The sequence below is a fragment of the Arcobacter sp. F155 genome (assembly GCF_004116455.1).
GTDB lineage: Bacteria > Campylobacterota > Campylobacteria > Campylobacterales > Arcobacteraceae > Halarcobacter.
Window position 1 is genome coordinate 1 of sequence record NZ_PDJU01000015.1, and the last position, 17,530, is coordinate 17,530.

At 29.6% G+C, this 17,530-nt stretch carries 19 protein-coding genes and 1 pseudogene; 15 read left to right on the forward strand and 5 right to left on the reverse strand.

All coding sequences use genetic code 11. The annotated features are described in order from the left end of the window. The 12 genes and pseudogenes from glyA to CRV03_RS13225 all read left to right on the forward strand — a co-directional run. Positions 1–134 (forward strand): annotated as a pseudogene (gene glyA / locus CRV03_RS13170) (serine hydroxymethyltransferase); the annotation flags it as partial. Between the two features lie 36 nt (positions 135–170). After that, entirely contained in the window at positions 171–1,133 is a 963-nt protein-coding gene (locus CRV03_RS13175; RefSeq protein WP_129085609.1) for an SPOR domain-containing protein, read from the forward strand. A gap of 15 nt (positions 1,134–1,148) precedes the next feature. Beyond that, a complete protein-coding gene (locus CRV03_RS13180) occupies positions 1,149–2,561 on the forward strand; it encodes an anthranilate synthase component I family protein (RefSeq protein ID WP_129085610.1) in 1,413 nt (470 codons plus the stop codon). A gap of 11 nt (positions 2,562–2,572) precedes the next feature. Continuing rightward, positions 2,573–3,349, forward strand: coding sequence for a pyridoxine 5'-phosphate synthase (locus CRV03_RS13185; protein ID WP_129085611.1), 777 nt, complete (start codon positions 2,573–2,575; stop codon positions 3,347–3,349). Continuing rightward, the gene (gene pdxA, locus CRV03_RS13190; RefSeq protein WP_129085612.1) at positions 3,346–4,281 is read left to right on the forward strand and encodes a 4-hydroxythreonine-4-phosphate dehydrogenase; all 936 of its coding nucleotides are present in this window, start codon (positions 3,346–3,348) and stop codon (positions 4,279–4,281) included. The genes CRV03_RS13185 and pdxA overlap by 4 nt, the downstream gene beginning before the upstream one ends. Beyond that, positions 4,278–5,345, forward strand: coding sequence for an ATP-binding protein (locus CRV03_RS13195; RefSeq protein WP_129085613.1), 1,068 nt, complete (start codon positions 4,278–4,280; stop codon positions 5,343–5,345). The genes pdxA and CRV03_RS13195 overlap by 4 nt, the downstream gene beginning before the upstream one ends. 60 nt (positions 5,346–5,405) lie before the next feature. Continuing rightward, positions 5,406–6,113, forward strand: a complete 708-nt coding sequence (pyrH, locus tag CRV03_RS13200) for a UMP kinase (protein WP_129085614.1) — start codon at positions 5,406–5,408, stop codon at positions 6,111–6,113. A 9-nt stretch (positions 6,114–6,122) separates the two neighbouring features. Beyond that, on the forward strand, positions 6,123–6,338 hold the full coding sequence (locus CRV03_RS13205) for a DNA-directed RNA polymerase subunit omega (RefSeq protein ID WP_129007978.1): 216 nt from the start codon (positions 6,123–6,125) through the stop codon (positions 6,336–6,338). A 41-nt stretch (positions 6,339–6,379) separates the two neighbouring features. Continuing rightward, the gene (locus tag CRV03_RS13210; RefSeq protein ID WP_129085615.1) at positions 6,380–8,518 is read left to right on the forward strand and encodes a bifunctional (p)ppGpp synthetase/guanosine-3',5'-bis(diphosphate) 3'-pyrophosphohydrolase; all 2,139 of its coding nucleotides are present in this window, start codon (positions 6,380–6,382) and stop codon (positions 8,516–8,518) included. Between the two features lie 20 nt (positions 8,519–8,538). After that, positions 8,539–9,747 carry a tyrosine--tRNA ligase gene (gene tyrS, locus CRV03_RS13215; protein ID WP_129085616.1) on the forward strand — a complete coding sequence of 403 codons (1,209 nt, stop codon included), beginning with the start codon at positions 8,539–8,541 and terminating at the stop codon, positions 9,745–9,747. A gap of 12 nt (positions 9,748–9,759) precedes the next feature. After that, complete coding sequence (locus CRV03_RS13220; RefSeq protein WP_129085617.1) at positions 9,760–10,842, forward strand: nitronate monooxygenase; 1,083 nt, start codon at positions 9,760–9,762, stop codon at positions 10,840–10,842. A 97-nt stretch (positions 10,843–10,939) separates the two neighbouring features. After that, the gene (locus CRV03_RS13225) at positions 10,940–12,259 is read left to right on the forward strand and encodes an N-acetylmuramoyl-L-alanine amidase (protein ID WP_129085618.1); all 1,320 of its coding nucleotides are present in this window, start codon (positions 10,940–10,942) and stop codon (positions 12,257–12,259) included. Here the strand turns inward: CRV03_RS13225 and CRV03_RS13230 are convergent. From CRV03_RS13230 to CRV03_RS13250, 5 genes are all read right to left on the reverse strand, one after another. Continuing rightward, positions 12,222–12,665 carry an NUDIX domain-containing protein gene (locus CRV03_RS13230; RefSeq protein ID WP_129085619.1) on the reverse strand — a complete coding sequence of 148 codons (444 nt, stop codon included), beginning with the start codon at positions 12,663–12,665 and terminating at the stop codon, positions 12,222–12,224. The two genes, CRV03_RS13225 and CRV03_RS13230, sit on opposite strands and share 38 nt — an antisense overlap. Further along, a complete protein-coding gene (locus CRV03_RS13235) occupies positions 12,658–13,728 on the reverse strand; it encodes an LptF/LptG family permease (protein WP_129085620.1) in 1,071 nt (356 codons plus the stop codon). Before CRV03_RS13235 ends, CRV03_RS13230 begins: the two co-directional genes overlap by 8 nt. A 4-nt stretch (positions 13,729–13,732) precedes the next feature. Next, positions 13,733–14,284 (reverse strand): aminoacyl-tRNA hydrolase, encoded by a 552-nt coding sequence (pth, locus tag CRV03_RS13240; RefSeq protein ID WP_129085621.1) that lies wholly within the window; start codon positions 14,282–14,284, stop codon positions 13,733–13,735. Positions 14,285–14,297: 13 nt separating this feature from the next. Further along, on the reverse strand, positions 14,298–14,834 hold the full coding sequence (locus CRV03_RS13245) for a 50S ribosomal protein L25/general stress protein Ctc (RefSeq protein WP_129085622.1): 537 nt from the start codon (positions 14,832–14,834) through the stop codon (positions 14,298–14,300). 69 nt (positions 14,835–14,903) lie between these two features. Beyond that, complete coding sequence (locus tag CRV03_RS13250; protein WP_258239099.1) at positions 14,904–15,269, reverse strand: c-type cytochrome; 366 nt, start codon at positions 15,267–15,269, stop codon at positions 14,904–14,906. Between the two features lie 87 nt (positions 15,270–15,356). On the opposite strand from CRV03_RS13250, the gene folD reads away from it, so the two are divergent. Genes folD through rpiB form a run of 3 tightly spaced genes read left to right on the forward strand, consistent with a single transcriptional unit; the run spans position 15,357 to position 17,452 of the window. Further along, on the forward strand, positions 15,357–16,217 hold the full coding sequence (gene folD / locus CRV03_RS13255; RefSeq protein ID WP_129085623.1) for a bifunctional methylenetetrahydrofolate dehydrogenase/methenyltetrahydrofolate cyclohydrolase FolD: 861 nt from the start codon (positions 15,357–15,359) through the stop codon (positions 16,215–16,217). Then, entirely contained in the window at positions 16,217–17,002 is a 786-nt protein-coding gene (gene lepB, locus CRV03_RS13260) for a signal peptidase I (RefSeq protein ID WP_129085624.1), read from the forward strand. Before folD ends, lepB begins: the two co-directional genes overlap by 1 nt. Beyond that, on the forward strand, positions 17,003–17,452 hold the full coding sequence (gene rpiB, locus CRV03_RS13265) for a ribose 5-phosphate isomerase B (RefSeq protein WP_129085625.1): 450 nt from the start codon (positions 17,003–17,005) through the stop codon (positions 17,450–17,452). The last annotated feature ends 78 nt before the right edge of the window (positions 17,453–17,530 follow it).

Here is a 17,530-nt window from a genome sequence, read left to right on the forward strand (position 1 = left end):
AGTTTGAATTCATTGCTAATAAGATTGCTGATATTTTAGATGATATTAATAATACTGATTTACAAGAACAAATCAAGGGTGAGCTTAAAGATTTAGCTAACAACTTTGTTATCTACAATCAATCGACGTACTAATAACTGGAGTCAAACCGAAAGTAATAAGGATCAATTATGGAAATTAAAGGCGAAGATTTTATTAAGAAAGTTCAATTAAAGCAAGAAGAGACTGAAATTGAACAAAGACTAAGTGAAATTAAAAATGCTCAGTCTGCTTATGAAGAACAACAAAATCATCAGGAACAACCACAACCAAGGTTAAACCCTGATTTAGATAGAGAAGTTAGAATGCAAGAGGAACAAGAGTATAGCGATATTATGCTAGGTAAAACTCCCTCTTCTGCAGGAAAAAATAGTGATAATAAAAAGAAATATCTAGTTTTAGGTTTAATTCTTGTTATTCTATTTTTATTAACAATTATTATTATTCGCCTTTTAACTAATGATTCAACTGAGGATGAATCTTTTTCTAAAACAGCATCTGATAAAGAAAATACTCAAACTATCTTAGCAGATGAAAACATTGAAGAACAATATCAAAAGATAATCAATGAAAAACTAAAAAACATTAAAGAAGAGAATAACAAAGAAGCAACTACTTTAAAAGAGGCGACTACAAATCTTGACCTTGAAAAAATAGAAGAGAAAGAAAAAGTTGTAAAAGAAGAGCCTGTTGCTAAAACAAAACCAAATGTTTTTGATGTAAAAGAAACAGTAAAACCTGAGCCTAAACCTGTTGTTAAAAAACCAGAACCAAAACCAGTTGTTAAAAAAGTAGAGCCTAAACCTGTTGTTAAAAAGACACCAGTAAAAACAGCAGCTAGTTCAACTATTACGACAAAACCTTCTGGTACATTTGTTCAAGTTGGTGCATTTTCAAAAATGCCAAATGACAAATATCTTGATACTATTACTAAAAAAGGTTTTAAATACAAAATTTATAAAGTTTCTATAAACAATAAAATGTTCCATAAAGTTTTAATTGGACCATATAACTCAAGAGGACAAGCAAAACTTGCTATAGACAATATTAAAAAACAACTTAATATTTCTGGAGCATTTATTTTAACATTCTAAAAGGCTATATATATAATGCAATTTTACTCTAAAGTGCTTTTTCTAGATCAGTTCACTCCGGTGTCGATCTACGAAAAAGTTAAAGAACTATACTCAAACGAACTAACATTTCTTTTCGAAAGTACTATCAACTCAAGTGATGGGAACTACTCATTTATTTTTATTGGACAAAGAGAAAGAGTTTGGCATGAAAACAATCAAACTTTTTTTAGAAATGAAGCTGGAGAAACTAAAGAGGTTGATTCAAACCCATTAAAATTTTTACAAAAATACTATAAGCAGTTTGATAAAGCTATTTACAAAGAAAAAGCAAGAGAGTTAGGAATTGGTCTTGTTGATGGATTTATTGGAAATGTTGGTTATGATATTGGAAAAGAGTTTGAACCAAAACTTAAAAAATCAATGGATAATTTAGTTGACCAACTTAATATCCCTGATTTAGACCTGGTTAGACCAAAAATTATTTTAGGTTTCTCTCACAAAACATCTAAACTTGTAATGGTAACTTCATTAGAAGAGAAAAAAGATGATTTAGAAAAGATTGAAGAGAAACTTTATACTCCATACTCTTATCAACCACTAAAAAAAGCAGAGCTTTTAGATGAAGGTAAATTCAACTACTCAAAAGAAGAGTTCTTTGAAATGGTTGCAAAATCTAAAGAGATGATTAAAAGTGGTGATGTATTCCAAATTCTTATGTCAAATAGATTTATTCAAAAAGCAAAAGTAGACCACTTAAGTTTCTATAGAGCATTAAGAAGTAAGAACCCTAGCCCATATCTATTTTTCTTAGAGTATGAAAATTTTTGTATTGCAGGAAGTTCTCCTGAAGTAATGATTAGACTTGTTGATGGACATATCCTTTTAAGACCAATTGCAGGAACTAGAAAAAGAGGGAAAAATCTAGATAGAGATTTAGAGCTAGAACAAGAGCTTTTAGGTGATGAAAAAGAGAGAGCTGAACATATCATGCTTATTGACTTAGGAAGAAATGATGTGGGAAGAGTTGCAAAAAAAGGAACAGTAAAAGTAACTGACCTTATGAGGGTTGAAAGATATTCTCATGTTATGCATATTGTTTCAGATGTTGAAGCTTTAATTGATGATGAAAAATATGATATGTTTGACTTATTTGCTGCAACATTTACAGCAGGAACTATGACTGGAGCACCAAAAATTAGAGCAATGGAATTGATTGCTCAATTTGAAGGTATAAAAAGAAACTTCTACTCTGGAAGTATTGCTTACTTCGGTTTTGATGGAAATATGGACTCAGCAATTACTATTAGAACAACTATGCTTACAGAAGATAAAGTTATCTTCCAAGCAGGAGCTGGTGTGGTAGCTGACTCTAAGCCTGAGCTAGAATACTTAGAAGTTCACAATAAACTTGCAGCTAATATTGCAACACTAAAAGATTTATCATAAAAAGGAAAACTATGTTACTTGGAGTAAATATTGATCATATTGCTGTGTTAAGAGAAGCAAGACAAATAAATGACCCTAATCCACTAGATGCTTTAGGAATTTGTAAACTTGCTGGTGCTGACCAAATCACAATTCACTTAAGAGAAGATAGAAGACACATCCATGATAATGATGCAAAAGCTATCATTCAACAATCTTCACTTCCAGTAAACTTAGAGTGTGCTATTGATGAAGAAATTATTGATATAGTTTGCAAATTAAAGCCTGCTAGAGCAACACTTGTTCCAGAAAAAAGAGAAGAAGTTACAACAGAAGGTGGATTGAATTTAGATACATACTATACTAAAATCAAAAAAGCCGTTAAAAAACTACATGATAATGAAATTGAAGTTTCACTATTTATTGACCCAACAAAAGAGATGATTGAATTAAGTTCAAAACTAAAAGTTGAATGGGTAGAGCTTCATACAGGAACATTTGCAAATATCTATGCAATGTTACATAGTAACTTAAGTCAAACTCACCACTCTATTGAAGAGTTTGAATTACCTAAAAAAGTTTTAAAAGATTTACTTCATAAAAGTAGAAAAGATATTAAAAAATCTGCTGCTTTAGCTCAACAATTGAACCTAAAAGTTGCTGCAGGACATGGATTAAACTACCAAAATGTAGGATTAATTTCATCTATTAAAACAATTGAAGAGTTAAATATTGGACAAAGTATTATTGCTAGGTCTGTATTTACGGGACTTGAAAAAGCTATAAAAGATATGAAAGACTTAGTATGAGTAAAAAACCTAAAATTGCTATTTCTATAGGTGATTTAAATGGTATTGGTATAGAAATAGCTCTTAGTGCTCATGAAAAGATATCTGCTTATTGTGAACCTATTTACTGCATAAATAAACCTATGCTAAAGAGTGCTTCAAAACTTTTAGGAATGGATATTCCAAAAAGTTTTAAGACACATAATATAAAAGCAGACTTTGAGATAAAACCTGGACAAGTTACAAAAAAAAGTGGTAAATTTTCATATGATTCATTTTGTGAAGCAATTAATCTAGCAAAAGATAAAAAAGTAACTTCTATTGTAACTCTTCCAGTAAATAAAGAATCATGGAATAAAGCTGGCATAAAATATAAAGGTCATACAGAAGTACTAAGGGACTTTTTTGGTAAAAATGCAATTATGATGCTTGGATGTAAAAAGATGTTTGTAGGTCTTTTTACTGAGCATTGTGCCCTAAAAAAAGTTCCTAAAAAAATAAATGAAAAAGATTTAACAACTTTTCTTTTAGATTTCCAAGAAAGTGTAAATGCTAAAAAAATAGGTGTTTTAGGGCTTAATCCCCATGCAAGCGATAACGGGGTTTTAGGTGATGAAGAAGTAGAAATATTTAAAGCTATTAAAAAAGCAAATAAAGAGTTAGGTAAAGAACTTTTTAAAGGACCATTAGTTCCAGATACTGCTTTTTCTCCTATGTCTAGAAAAAACTACAAATACTTTGTAGCAATGTACCATGACCAAGGTTTAGCACCATTAAAAGCTTTATATTTTGACCAAAGTATAAATGTAAGTTTGAATCTTCCTATTATTAGAACTTCAGTTGACCATGGAACAGCTTTTGATATAGCCTATAAAAAGAATAGACAACTAAATACAAAAAGCTACATAAATGCAGTAAAAGAAGCTGTAGTACTTCACGAAAAAAGAAAATGAATACTTTAGAGTATTGTCATGAGTTTGAACTTTCTAAAATAAACTTTATTGAAAGAAAGACACGAATAACTCACCCTAAGACAATGCTCTCTGGACCAATAGGGTCAGGAAAAACCTTTTTAATTTTTGACTATCTATCAAATTTTGAAACAAAAGACTATTTATATATTGACTTTAATGATATTAGAAACTCAAAAGAAGTAATAAAAGAAAACCTTGAAGAGTATGTTTTTAGAAACAATATTAAAGTGATTGTATTAGAGAACTTTGATTTTTCTTTTAAGATTCCATATTGCGATAGTGTAATAATTTCTACTTATGAAAAAAAAGAGTTAAAAGGGTATAAAAACCTATTTTTAAGCCCTTTGGATTTTGAAGAGTATTTACTTCATGAAAGTAAACATCAAAATATTACCCAAAGCTTTAATACCTTTTTAAAACATGGAAACCTTCCTCAATCAGTAAACTTAGCTGAATACAAAGTTTATTCACAACTACAAGAGATGCTAAAACTTTTTACAAAAGATGAAACTAGTGAAAAAATATTAAAACTATTATTTGAAAATATTGATGAAAAGAAGTCTTTAAATCAACTTTTTTTAACCCTTAAACAAGATATTAAAATTTCAAAAGATAAATTCTATGCAAAATGTAAAGAGTATGAAGACAAGAAAATTATATATTTTATAAAAAAGTATAATCAAGATAAAGCTACAAAAAAAATATACTCTTATAATTCTGCTTTTTTAAATGCAATTAGCCATAAAAAGAAGTTTAAAAATGAACTTACAAACATCATTTTTCAGGAGCTAATAAATAAAAAACAAGAGATTTTTTATTTAGATTATATTGATTTTTACTTACCCAAAGAGAATATTGCTATTTGCTCTATTCCATTTTTTAACTCGATGCTTATGGCTGCACAACTTAAAAAAATTATTAAATCAGCAAATGAATATAATATTAAAGAAATTTACATAATTACTGTATCAAACAATGAAACTATAAGAAAAGAAAAGAATATTGTAAATGTTTTACCATTTTATGAGTGGGCATTAAGTTAATCTTATTAACTTTTTTTTTAGAATTTTTAGGTATAATCCCGTAATTATTAAAGGAACAGAATGAACAAAAGAGTACTTGTAAAGTTTTCAGGTGAAGCACTTGCTGGTGCTGACGGGTATGGTATCGACACTCAGATTTTAGACTATATTGCTAATGAAATCAAAGAGTTAGTTGATAATAATATCGCAGTTGGGATAGTTATTGGTGGTGGAAACATCATTAGAGGTGTTACTGCTGCTGCTGATGGTGTTATAAAAAGAACAAGTGCTGACTATATGGGTATGTTAGCAACTGTTATCAATGGTGTTGCAATGCAAGAAGCATTAGAACACAAAGGTTTAAGTGCAAGACTTTCAACTGCAATCAAAATGGAACAAATTGCTGAGCCATTTATTGTTAGAAAAGCACAAAGACATTTAGAGAAAGGTAGAGTTGTAATTTTCTCTGCTGGAACTGGAAACCCATACTTCACAACAGATACTGCTGCTACATTAAGAGCAACAGAAATTGATGCTTCAATGTTAATTAAAGCAACAAAAGTTGATGGTGTATATGATAAAGACCCAATGAAGTATGAAGATGCAGTAAAACTTGATACAATTTCTTATGATAGAGCTTTAGAAGACCATATCAAAGTTATGGATGATACAGCTATTGCATTAGCTAAAGATAATAAACTTCCAATTGTAGTTGCAAATATGAACGAAAAAGGTAATCTTTTAAAAATTGTTCAAGGTGACTATACTAAATGTTCAATTGTTAAATAAAGGAAAAAAATGAGACTAGAAGAAAGAATGGCAAAAGCCTTAGAAAGAGTAAACAACGATAGATATATTTTATCAATTGCAGTTGGTCAAAGAGCAGATGAACTAAGTAAAGGTGCTAAGCCATTATTAGAAAAAAACACTCAAAATATGAAATATACTGATATTGCAATTGATGAGATTGCAGATGGCCTACTTGTGATAGAAGGTTTAGTAGATAAAAATTAATTATAAAAGCTTAGGCTTTTATAGTTAATTAAAAGATCATTATGGATCCATTTATTGAAAAAATAGAGAGTATAAATACTCTTGACGACGCTATCCACCTACTTCACTCTGAAGCAAAAATCACCCCAAAACTTCAAGAAATTATTGACTTTGTTATTGAGGCTCACAAAGGACAATATAGAAAAAGTGGTGAACCATATTCTGTGCACCCTCTTTTGGTTGCATCAATTGCTTCACACTTTTCAAAAGAAGAAGATGTAATTGCTACAGCTTTACTTCATGATGTAGTAGAAGATACAAAATATGATATCAATTTTATTAGAAGTAACTGGGGAGATGAAGTTGCTCATATGGTTGATGGACTTACAAAAATTGATGAAATAAGAGAGCATGAGTTAGCACCATCTGATTCAGATAAAAAGCTTATTGCTTCTGCTCTTACATTTAGAAAAATGTTAATTGCATCAATTGATGATGTTAGAGTTTTAGTTGTTAAACTTTGTGATAGGCTACACAATATGTTAACACTAGATGCACTACCTCACAAAAAACAGCTAAGAATTGCAGAAGAGACTCTTGTTGTATATGTTCCTATTGCTCATAGACTTGGTATTTCAACTATTAAAAATACTTTAGAAGATTTAGCATTTTTTTATATCTACCCACAAGAGTACAAAAAAATTGATGACTTTATAAAAGAGCATCAACATGCAATCCAGTTAACTTTTAATAAGTTTATCTCTTCAACAAAAAAATTGTTAGAAAAGAATGGATATGATTTAAGTAAAATTCATATTTATAGTAGAATTAAACACCACTACTCTATTTATCTAAAAATGCAAAGAAAAGGTGTAAGTATAGATGAAGTACTTGACCTACTTGCTATTAGAATTTTAGTTGAAGATGACATTGACTGTTATAAAATCCTTGGATTCTTACATTTAGAGTATAAACCTTTAATCTCAAGATTTAAAGACTATATTTCAACACCAAAAGAGAATGGTTATAGAACTATCCATACAACTGTATTTTACAACTCTAAAATATATGAAGTTCAAATTAGAACTTTTGAAATGAATAAAATTGCAGAGTATGGTATTGCAGCACACTGGAAATATAAAAGTGGAGCAAAACAAGGGCCAAATTTAAATTGGCTAAAATCATTAGAGTACTCAACTGAAAATATTGAAGAGTTCTATCAAGATACAAAAGATGACTTATTTTCAGAAGATATTGTTGTTTATTCACCACAAGGTGATACATTCAACTTACCTCGTGGTTCAACTGCACTTGATTATGCCTATGCTGTACATACAGATGTAGGAAGAAATGCCGTTGAGTGTTTTATAAATAAAGTTAAAAAACCACTTTTAACAGAGCTGAAAAGTTCAGACATCGTTTCAATTAAAACAGTTGATTATGCAATCCCAAGATGTTCATGGACTGATTTAGTTAAAACAACTAGAGCTAAAAAACAAATCAAGTTTTTATGCTCTCAAAGATTAAAAGAGATAGATGAGTTAACAGGAAGAAATATATTAAACTCTTTCTTCTCTAAGTATTTTGATAGTATTACATCTTTTGTAAAAAAAGAGCCTTTACAAAAAGTACCACACAATCTTGATTACTTTAAACACTTAAAACATGAAATTGAGAAAAAAGTAATAGAAAAACAAGGTTTTGTAGCTAGATTTAAAATGTATACTAGTAAAATCAAAAAATTTAAATTTGATAATATACTTATATATTCAAATTTTAGTATTAATTCTGTATCATTTGACCACTGTTGTCACCCTAAATTTGCCGATGAAATCGTTGCATTTAAAGAAGGGAACAAAGCACTTATTCATCATAAAATGTGTGATAAAGCATATAAGAAAATCATGAGTAATGATGAGATGTTATTTTGCAAATGGACAAAAGATACACTTTACCAATACAGAATGGTAGTTAGTTTACCAAATACAAAAGGTGAATTAGCAAGACTTCTTATGTATATGACTCAATTTGAAGGTTATATATTATCTGTTGAGTATGGAAGAGAAAAACACTCATATAGACAATATTGCGATATTGAGTTTGAAGTAAACAAATCAAATATTGAAGAAGTTAGAAAATTAATTGAAAAAAAAGCAAAAGTTATAGAGTTTTTCTCAAAAAAAGACGCATATAACAAATAAGTTTTAAAAAAAGAGGATTTATGGAAGAACAAATTAAAGAAGCTTTAGCAGAAATTCAAAGAGGAACTGCAGAAATAATAGATATTGAAAGAATTGAAAAACTTATTAGAAACTATTATGAAAACGGTGAGAATTTTAATGTAAAAGCTGGATTTGATCCAACTGCTCCTGATTTACACTTAGGACATACAGTACTTATTCAAAAAATGGCAACATTTCAGAAACATGGTGGAATTATTCAATTTTTAATTGGAGACTTCACAGCTACAATTGGTGACCCAACAGGGAAAAGTGAAACAAGAAAAGTTTTAAGTGCACAACAAGTTTTAGACAATGCAGAAACATATAAAGAACAAGTATTTAAAATTTTAGACCCAGAAAAAACAAAAGTTATGTTTAACTCACAATGGTTAAATGAACTAGGAACTGCAGGACTTATTAACTTAGCATCAAACTTAACAGTAGCAAGAATGTTAGAAAGAGATGATTTCTCAAAAAGATATGCATCAAATACTCCTATTGCAGTAAGTGAGTTTACTTACCCACTACTTCAAGGATATGATTCAGTTGCAATGGATACTGATATCGAAATGGGAGGAACTGACCAAAAGTTTAACTTACTTATGGGAAGAACTTTACAAAAAGCATATGAGTGTAAAAAACAACAAGCTGTTTTAATGATGCCTATTTTAGAAGGTTTAGACGGTGTTCAAAAGATGTCTAAATCTTTAGGTAACTATATTGGTGTTACTGATGAAGCAAATGATATGTTTGGAAAAGTATTATCAATTTCTGATGAATTAATGTGGAGATATTTTGAATTATTATCTTCAAAATCATTAAAAGAGATTGAACAAATGGAAAAAGATGTAAAAGATGGTTCTTTACATCCTAAAAAAGTAAAAGAAAACTTAGCTATGGAAATTGTTGAAAGATACCATGGTATTGGTTCTGGTGAAAAAGCAAAAGAAGAGTTTGAAAAAGTTTTCGCTAAAAAAGATATTCCAACTGATATGCCAGAGTTTGAATTAGAAGCTGGTACTTGGATTTGTCAAGCTTTAGTTGATGCACAATTAGTTAAATCTACTTCTCAAGCAAGAAGAGATATTAAAGCAAATGCTGTTTCAATAAATCAAGAAAAAGTTAGTGATGAAAAACTAAATTTAGAAGCGGGAGAATATATTTTACAAAAAGGTAAAAAAAGTTTCGCTAAGATAATAATAAAATAAAGAAGGTCAGATTTGAAAATAGGGAAATATGAGATAAAGCACCCGATTATCCAAGGGGGAATGGGTGTCGGAATTAGCTGGGATCAATTAGCAGGAAATGTAAGTAAAGAAGGTGGCCTTGGAGTTATTTCATCTGTAGGTACTGGATATTACAAAGATGCAAGTGAAAATGTAAATATCGTATATAGAAAAGATAAACCAAAAGATGTGATGAACTTCTACTCAAGAGATGCATTTTTTGAAATTGTAGAAAATGCAAGAAAAATCTGTGGCGATGCTCCATTAGCTTGTAATATTTTATATGCATGTAATGACTATGGTAGAATGGTAAAAGATGCTTGTGAAGCAGGTATTAATATTATCATTACTGGTGCTGGACTTCCTACAAATATGCCTGAATTCACACAAGACTACCCTGATGTAGCCCTTGTTCCTATTGTAAGTTCTGCAAGAGCACTTAAACTTATTTGTAAAAAATGGAAAAAATATAACAAAGTTCCAGATGCAATTATCGTTGAAGGTCCTTTAAGTGGAGGACACCAAGGATTTAAATATGAAGATTGCTTTAAAGAAGAGTTCCAATTAGAAAATATTGTTGGCCCTGTTATTGAAGAAGCAAAAAATTGGGGAGAAGATATTCCAATTATTGCTGCTGGTGGAATTTGGGATAAAAATGATATTGATAAGTTTATCGCTATGGGATGTACTGGTGTACAAATGGCAACAAGATTTATTGGTACTTACGAATGTGATGCCTCACCTATTCTTAAAGATGTATTATTAAATGCAAAAGAAGAAGATATTAAATTAGGAAAGTCTCCTGTTGGATTACCAGCTAGAAGAGTTGTAACTAAATTACAAGAGACAATTGAAGATGGTACTGCTCCAAAAGTAGTATGTATTTCTAACTGTGTTGCTCCTTGTCACAGAGGTGTGGAAGCAAGAGCTGTAGGTTATTGTATTGCGGATAGACTTGGTGCTGCATACAATGGTGACTTAGATACAGGACTATTCTTTACAGGTTCTAATGGATATAAGCTTAATAAAATTATATCTGTACATGAATTAATGGAAAAGCTAACAAAAGGAGAATAAAATTTTTAAAAAATTTATTCTTCTAACTTTTTTTATACTAACACTAACTACAAGTTCCATTTTTGCTAGTACCTTAGATGAGTACAATGAAGCAAGAATGGATTATCTAAAAGCTGTACTTAACAGTGATAAAGATAAAGAAATAAAAAACCTAAAAACACTTATTAAAACTGGTAAAAAATTAAATAAAGATACTAGTAAATACCAAAGTGAATTAAATAAATATAATAAACAAACAAAAAAACATATTAAAATTGAACCTATTAAAGTTGAAAAACCTAAAAAAATAGAGAAACCTAAAAAGATTACAAAAGCAAAAATTTCAAAAAAAATACAAGAAAAAACAGAAAACTTCAAATACACAATTAAATCTGTTGAATCAAAAAACAATATGGTTATTATTGATTTTAAAACAAAAGTTTCAAAAAGCTATATTAAATTTTTCGAACAAAAAGTAAAATCAGGATTCCAAGACGTATATGATATAAAAGGTAGTTTTAAAGATGCATACCCTACTAAACTAAGTATAAATGGTGTTAAACAGATTGTTATTAAACAAGAAACATCAAATACTCTTAGAATATTATTTGAAGATAAATATAATTTAAAAACAGTCTACTTTTTTGTAAATGATAAAAGATTGATTTTAAAAGTACTAGACATTAAAAATAAAGCTACGACAAGCAGTACAAAAACTATTGCAAAAAAGCCTAAAAAAGTACAATATAGACCAGGTCTTAACAAAGTAGTTGTAATTGATGCGGGACATGGTGGAAAAGACCCAGGTGGAATTGGTCCTAGAAAAAGATATGAAAAAGTTGTAGTATTTAAAGTTTCAAAATACTTAGAATCTCACTTGAAGAAAAGAGGATATAAAGTATATCTTACAAGAAATACAGACAAATATCTAAAAGTTAGAAACAGAACAGTCTTAGCAAATAAAAAGAAAGCTGATATCTTTATTTCTATTCATGCAAATGCAATAGGAAAAGCAAAAGCACATAAATTAGAAGGAATAGAAACTTTCTTCTTAAGTCCAGCAAGAAGTGAAAGAGCAAAAAGAGTTGCAGCAAAAGAGAATGGTTCAGATGTTAGAAAGATGAGTGGTTCAACAAAAAGAGCCTTCTTAGAATCACTAAATAGACCAAGAATTACTGCTTCACATAAACTATCAATAGATATTCAAAGAAACATGCTATTTAATGCAAGGAAGGTCTATAAGAAAGTTGTTGATGGTGGAGTTAGAGAAGGACCATTTTGGGTTCTAGTTGGTGCACAGATGCCATCTGTTTTAATTGAGCTTGGATATATTACTCATCCAGAAGAATCAAGAAGACTATATCAGACTAAATATCAAAAAGCATTAGCAAATGGTATTGCTAATGGTGTTGATTCATATTTTCTAAAAAACCCTTAATCTTAGAGATTAATTGAGATTGTTTTTTCTTTATCTTAGGGAGTTCACTTATATCAAAGAACTTAACCTTTGAGTTCTCCCAAGAAAGATAACTCTCTATAAGTTTATCTTTTGTGAAGTATGAGTCAATATTATCTATTTTATTAGCATTTACAATCCAAATACCAATATCTTTTTCATCATTTTCCTGAGAGAAGTATTTTTCAAAAAGATAAGTTTGGACATTTATCCCACACTCTTCTTTAAACTCTCTTTTTGCACACTCTTTTGCATTTTCACCTTTTAAGATAACACCTTTAAGGCATCCCCATCTATCAAGGCTCTTTACAGATTTGCAAAATAGAACTTTTATACTCTTATTCTCTATTTTATATAATAAAATTCCATATGCTTTAATTTTACCCATTCTTCTTTCTCTTCTTATAAATAATATATGTACCACTAAACCACAAGAATAAAGGTAATAACAACGATAATTCTGGCTTAATTACACCACTATTTGAGAATTTATACAGCATAAAAAAGAATCCCCAAATAACTAATGTACCAAATATCGTTAATGATGTATAACTACCTACATTAAAAAATCTTCGATTTAAAGAAGTATATATAAATATTATCATAATTAAAGGTAAAATAAAAAACGGAATAAATAGTTCATAATAAATTGCTGCTCTAATCTTATCAGTATTTACACCTTGTTTTTCTAATAAAGAAAGAGCTGAAACTGCATCCATAATAGAGAAGTTTGATTTCTCTTCATATACATTGTCAAGAATCTTAGGCTTAAACCCTTCTAGAGTATTTAAAAATTTTTCATATCTAACTTCTAATTTTGAAGTTTCAAAGTTCATTTCTTTTGGTTTTTTAACTATTTTTGCATCAACAACATACCATTTATTATTTTGAAAATATGCTTTTTTTGCAATTATAGTTTCAACTAAATCTCTATCTTCAACTTTATAAATATGAATATCTTCTGCTTCTTTTCTTAAAGGATGAAGCTTTTTAAAATAGATAAAATTGTTGTCATATTTTAAGAAAATATCTGATTTTGTACTTGAGAAATAGTTTCCATCAAGTATCTTTTTCTTTTGTTCATAAGAGTATGCTAGAGGAGTTGTTTGAATAGCAATTAAAATAGTTAATAAAATAAAAGAGATTATAACCACAGGTAAATAGATATTAACTCTTTTTGCTCCTAAAGATGAAAAAGCAACTAATTCGTTGTTTCTAACAAAGATTACTAAAGTAACAATCCACCCAAATACTAATGATAGAGGTAAAGTTAATGTTAGTGTAAAAAAACTATTATACATAAGATATAAAAGTTGTAAGTTGGCAGAATCAGGTAAATCTTTTGAATTTTGTAAAAAGTCCATTCCCACAAAAAATAGTTGTAGGGACATTAGTACAATAATAAAATTAATTAGGTATTTTCTTAGAATATATTTTGTTATTATGCTCATATTATTATTTCAATGTAAATTTAGATTTTACTTCGTCAATTTCTTCACTTTTTAGTGCTTCAATTGCCTTAATAGTATGAGTGATTATACCTTCTAATTTATTTAATTCCTCTTTTGAAAAGTTCGATAATACATAATTTGCAACTTGAGATTTATCTTCTGGTTTTCCTATACCAATTCTTACTCGAATATAGTCTTTACCAATATGAGAATCTAATGATCTTAATCCATTATGTCCACCATGACCACCACCTACTTTAAACTTTACAGTTCCAAATGGTAAATCTAAATCATCATGAATAACAATTATGTCTTCCATATCAATTTTATAATAATCTTTGATAGCAACAACTGCTTGTCCAGAGTTGTTCATGTAAGTTGTTGGTTTAACGTATAAGTTATACCCAGCTTTTAAAACATCAGCTTTGAAGTTTGATTTGTTTATATTTGAAGATTGTAGGCTTTTAGTTATTTCATCAATAACTAAAAAACCTACATTGTGTCTAGTTAATTGGTATTGTTCACCAATATTGCCAAGACCTACTATTAAATGCATTATTAACCTAAGATTACTTAGCTTTAATTACACCTACGATTGGTACTCTTGGGTCTAAGAAACATTGAACACCTTCTGGTAATTCTAAGTCTCTAACTAGAATGTTATCACCAGTATCAAGATCAGAAATTTCTAAATGGAAAGACTCTGGTAAGTTTTCAATTGTAGATTTAACTGGAACTCTTTTCTTGTGATAAATGAATAGACCTTTATTTTTAAGACCTTTTGGTGTACCTTCTACAGTTACTGGAACTTTATAAGTAGTTTTAACACCTGGTTGTGCAACCATTAAATCAACATGTAATAAATCAGAAGTGATTGGACATTTTTGATATTCTTGTACTACAACTTTGATTTGATTTCCACCAACGTTTACATCAAATGCAAGTGTTGATTTATTTCTTAAAAATTTAATGAATTCATTCTTTTTGAATGCTGCATTAACGTTTTCTAAACCTTTTCCATAGATATTTGCAATTAAGAAACCATCTCTTCTTAAAGTTTTAGTTGCTTGTTTTGTCATACTATCTCTTACGATACCCTCTAACATAACATTTCCTTTGTTTTAAATTTGAACGCGAATTTTACTTAAAATTATATTAAGATTTGTTTAAGAAGTTTATTTTATATTTTTTATGTAGTAATATAGTGATTTTAACTCTTCATTTGTCATAAAATATGTTGGCATAACTTTTGATTCTGTTTTATCAGATCTTAATTTGTCTAAAAAAACTTCAAAGCTTACATTATTTATAGCAGGTGCTACAATTTTTTTCTCAACTAATTTTTTTGTTTTCTTATCGAACTCTTTGTATTTTGCTATTACAACTGGTTTGTTTCCTTTTCCATGACATTTTATACACCCTACTCCCCTAGGATTTTCGTATAACATCGCTCCATATTCAAACCTAGTTATAAATGAATTATCTAAACCATTTGCAAAGATAAAACTTGTCATAACTAAAACAAAAGATATAAACTTCAATATAAGCCTTTATTATGTAATTCTATATTAAAAAGATTTTAGATATTATACTAGCTTAAAATTAAATAGATATGAGGCTATAACCCAATGACACTACTTGATGGAAAAGCATTATCAAATAAAATCAAAGAAGAAGTAAGAGTTGAAGTTGAAAAACTTAAAAATGAACAAAATATTACTCCAGGACTAGCTGTAGTTCTAGTTGGTGATGACGCGGCAAGTGCAACTTATGTAAATAGTAAGCATAAATCATGTGAAGCTGCTGGTATTTATTCAGAAGTTCATACAAGAGATTCTTCAACAACTCAAGAAGAGTTACTAGAATTAATTGAAAAAATGAACAATGACCCAAAACTTGATGGTATTTTAGTTCAACTACCATTACCAAAACACATTGATACTACTACTGTTTTAGAAGCAATTAATCCTTTAAAAGATGTAGATGGATTCCACCCATACAATGTAGGAAGAATGGTTTCAAACTTAGATTCATTTTTACCTGCAACACCATTTGGTGTAATGAGAATGTTCGAAGAGTATGGTATTGAACTATCTGGAAAAAATGCAGTTGTAATTGGTTCATCTGATATTGTTGGAAAACCAATGGCATCACTTTTAATCAATGCAAAAGCTACAGTTACAGTTTGTAACTCTAGAACAAAAGACTTAAGCGCTCATACAAAAGCTGCTGATATTGTAATTATTGCTGTTGGTGTTCCACATTTATTAAAAGGTGATATGTTAAAAGAAGGTGCAGTTGTTATTGATGTAGGGATCAATAGACTTGACACGGGTAAACTAACTGGTGATGCTGACTTTGAAGATTGTAAAGAGAAATGTACACATATTACTCCTGTTCCAGGTGGAGTTGGACCAATGACTATTGGTATGCTTCTAAAAAACACACTTAAAGCTGCATACTTAAGAGACAAAAGAGAAAGTAAATAATGCTAAGAAAACTATATAACTGGTCTTCTTCTTGGACTGGTACAATTGTAATTGTATTAACAATTATATTTTTTGTTGCGCAAGCATTTGTTATTCCAAGTGGAAGTATGAAAAATACTCTTCTTATTGGGGATATGCTTTTTGTTAAAAAGTTCTCATATGGTATTCCAGTTCCAAGAATTCCTTGGATTGAAGTACAAGTATTACCTGATTTTAAAGGAAATGGTCACTTAATTGAAGGTGATAGACCTAAAAGAGGTGATATTGTTGTATTTAGATACCCAAATAATGATAACATTCACTATGTAAAAAGAGCAGTTGCTCTTCCTGGTGATATTGTTGCACTAAAAGAAAAACATCTATTTTTACACCCAAGAGAAGGTAATGATTTCGTAAGGGAAAACTATCCAAAAGAAAAAATTATTGAAACTGGTGGAAAACTTTTTGTAGTAGATCCATATAGAGATGAGCACCCAGGAATTCACAATGACCCAAGTGTAAAAAGAGACGGATTACAACCATATCAACTATTTGATATGATGCCTATTAAAATCCCAGAAGATGAGTTCTTCATGATGGGTGATAATAGAGACCACTCAAACGACTCTAGATTTTGGGGAACTGTTAACTATAAATTTATAGTAGGAAAACCTTGGTTTATCTATTTCTCTTGGGATGAAAACAAAGAAGTTAGATGGGACAGAGTATTTAGAACAGTAGAGTCTTTAGAAGAAGACATGCACGGAAAAGAGTTAGAAATTAATCACGAAAAAGGAATATACTAAATGAAATACTTTATTGCAGCAGATCACGCAGGTATTGATTTTAAAGCTTATGTAAAAGAGCTATTTGAAGCAAGAGGACACGAAGTAATTGACTTAGGACCAAATACAAAAGATAGAGTTGATTATCCAGACTTTGCAGCAAAACTATGTAAAGAAGTATTAGCAAATGAAAATAGCAAAGGTGTTTTAATTTGTGGTTCAGGAATTGGAATGTCAATGGCAGCTAATAAGTTTGATGGAATTAGAGCTGCACTTTGTCACAATGAATACTCTGCAAAAATGGCAAGAGAGCACAATGATGCAAATGTACTTTGTTTAGGTGAAAGAGTTTCTGGTCCAGGAATGATTGAATCAATTATTGATGCATGGAACTCATCTTCTTTTGAAGGTGGAAGACATGAAGGTAGAGTTGAAAAAATAAACAACCTATTTGGTTCTTGTAGAGTATAAAAAATGCATGAACCTTGGGTAGCCTATGTCGTCGTCGGTGTGGTCGTCGCACTGATGATGCTAGGAAAAAAAATGATC

Excerpts from the sequence above, each read along its gene's own strand:
- CRV03_RS13210 (WP_129085615.1), top strand. The coding sequence starts at position 6,380 with ATGGATCCATTTATTGAAAAAATAGAGAGTATAAATACTCTTGACGAC.
- CRV03_RS13175 (WP_129085609.1), top strand. The coding sequence starts at position 171 with ATGGAAATTAAAGGCGAAGATTTTATTAAGAAAGTTCAATTAAAGCAA.
- CRV03_RS13245 (WP_129085622.1), bottom strand. The coding sequence starts at position 14,834 with ATGTTAGAGGGTATCGTAAGAGATAGTATGACAAAACAAGCAACTAAA.
- tyrS (WP_129085616.1), top strand. The coding sequence starts at position 8,539 with ATGGAAGAACAAATTAAAGAAGCTTTAGCAGAAATTCAAAGAGGAACT.
- pdxA (WP_129085612.1), top strand. The coding sequence starts at position 3,346 with ATGAGTAAAAAACCTAAAATTGCTATTTCTATAGGTGATTTAAATGGT.
- CRV03_RS13205 (WP_129007978.1), top strand. The coding sequence starts at position 6,123 with ATGAGACTAGAAGAAAGAATGGCAAAAGCCTTAGAAAGAGTAAACAAC.
- CRV03_RS13195 (WP_129085613.1), top strand. The coding sequence starts at position 4,278 with ATGAATACTTTAGAGTATTGTCATGAGTTTGAACTTTCTAAAATAAAC.
- CRV03_RS13180 (WP_129085610.1), top strand. The coding sequence starts at position 1,149 with ATGCAATTTTACTCTAAAGTGCTTTTTCTAGATCAGTTCACTCCGGTG.
- CRV03_RS13225 (WP_129085618.1), top strand. The coding sequence starts at position 10,940 with ATGGATTATCTAAAAGCTGTACTTAACAGTGATAAAGATAAAGAAATA.
- lepB (WP_129085624.1), top strand. The coding sequence starts at position 16,217 with ATGCTAAGAAAACTATATAACTGGTCTTCTTCTTGGACTGGTACAATT.
- folD (WP_129085623.1), top strand. The coding sequence starts at position 15,357 with ATGACACTACTTGATGGAAAAGCATTATCAAATAAAATCAAAGAAGAA.
- pth (WP_129085621.1), bottom strand. The coding sequence starts at position 14,284 with ATGCATTTAATAGTAGGTCTTGGCAATATTGGTGAACAATACCAATTA.
- rpiB (WP_129085625.1), top strand. The coding sequence starts at position 17,003 with ATGAAATACTTTATTGCAGCAGATCACGCAGGTATTGATTTTAAAGCT.
- CRV03_RS13230 (WP_129085619.1), bottom strand. The coding sequence starts at position 12,665 with ATGGGTAAAATTAAAGCATATGGAATTTTATTATATAAAATAGAGAAT.
- CRV03_RS13185 (WP_129085611.1), top strand. The coding sequence starts at position 2,573 with ATGTTACTTGGAGTAAATATTGATCATATTGCTGTGTTAAGAGAAGCA.
- CRV03_RS13235 (WP_129085620.1), bottom strand. The coding sequence starts at position 13,728 with ATGAGCATAATAACAAAATATATTCTAAGAAAATACCTAATTAATTTT.
- pyrH (WP_129085614.1), top strand. The coding sequence starts at position 5,406 with ATGAACAAAAGAGTACTTGTAAAGTTTTCAGGTGAAGCACTTGCTGGT.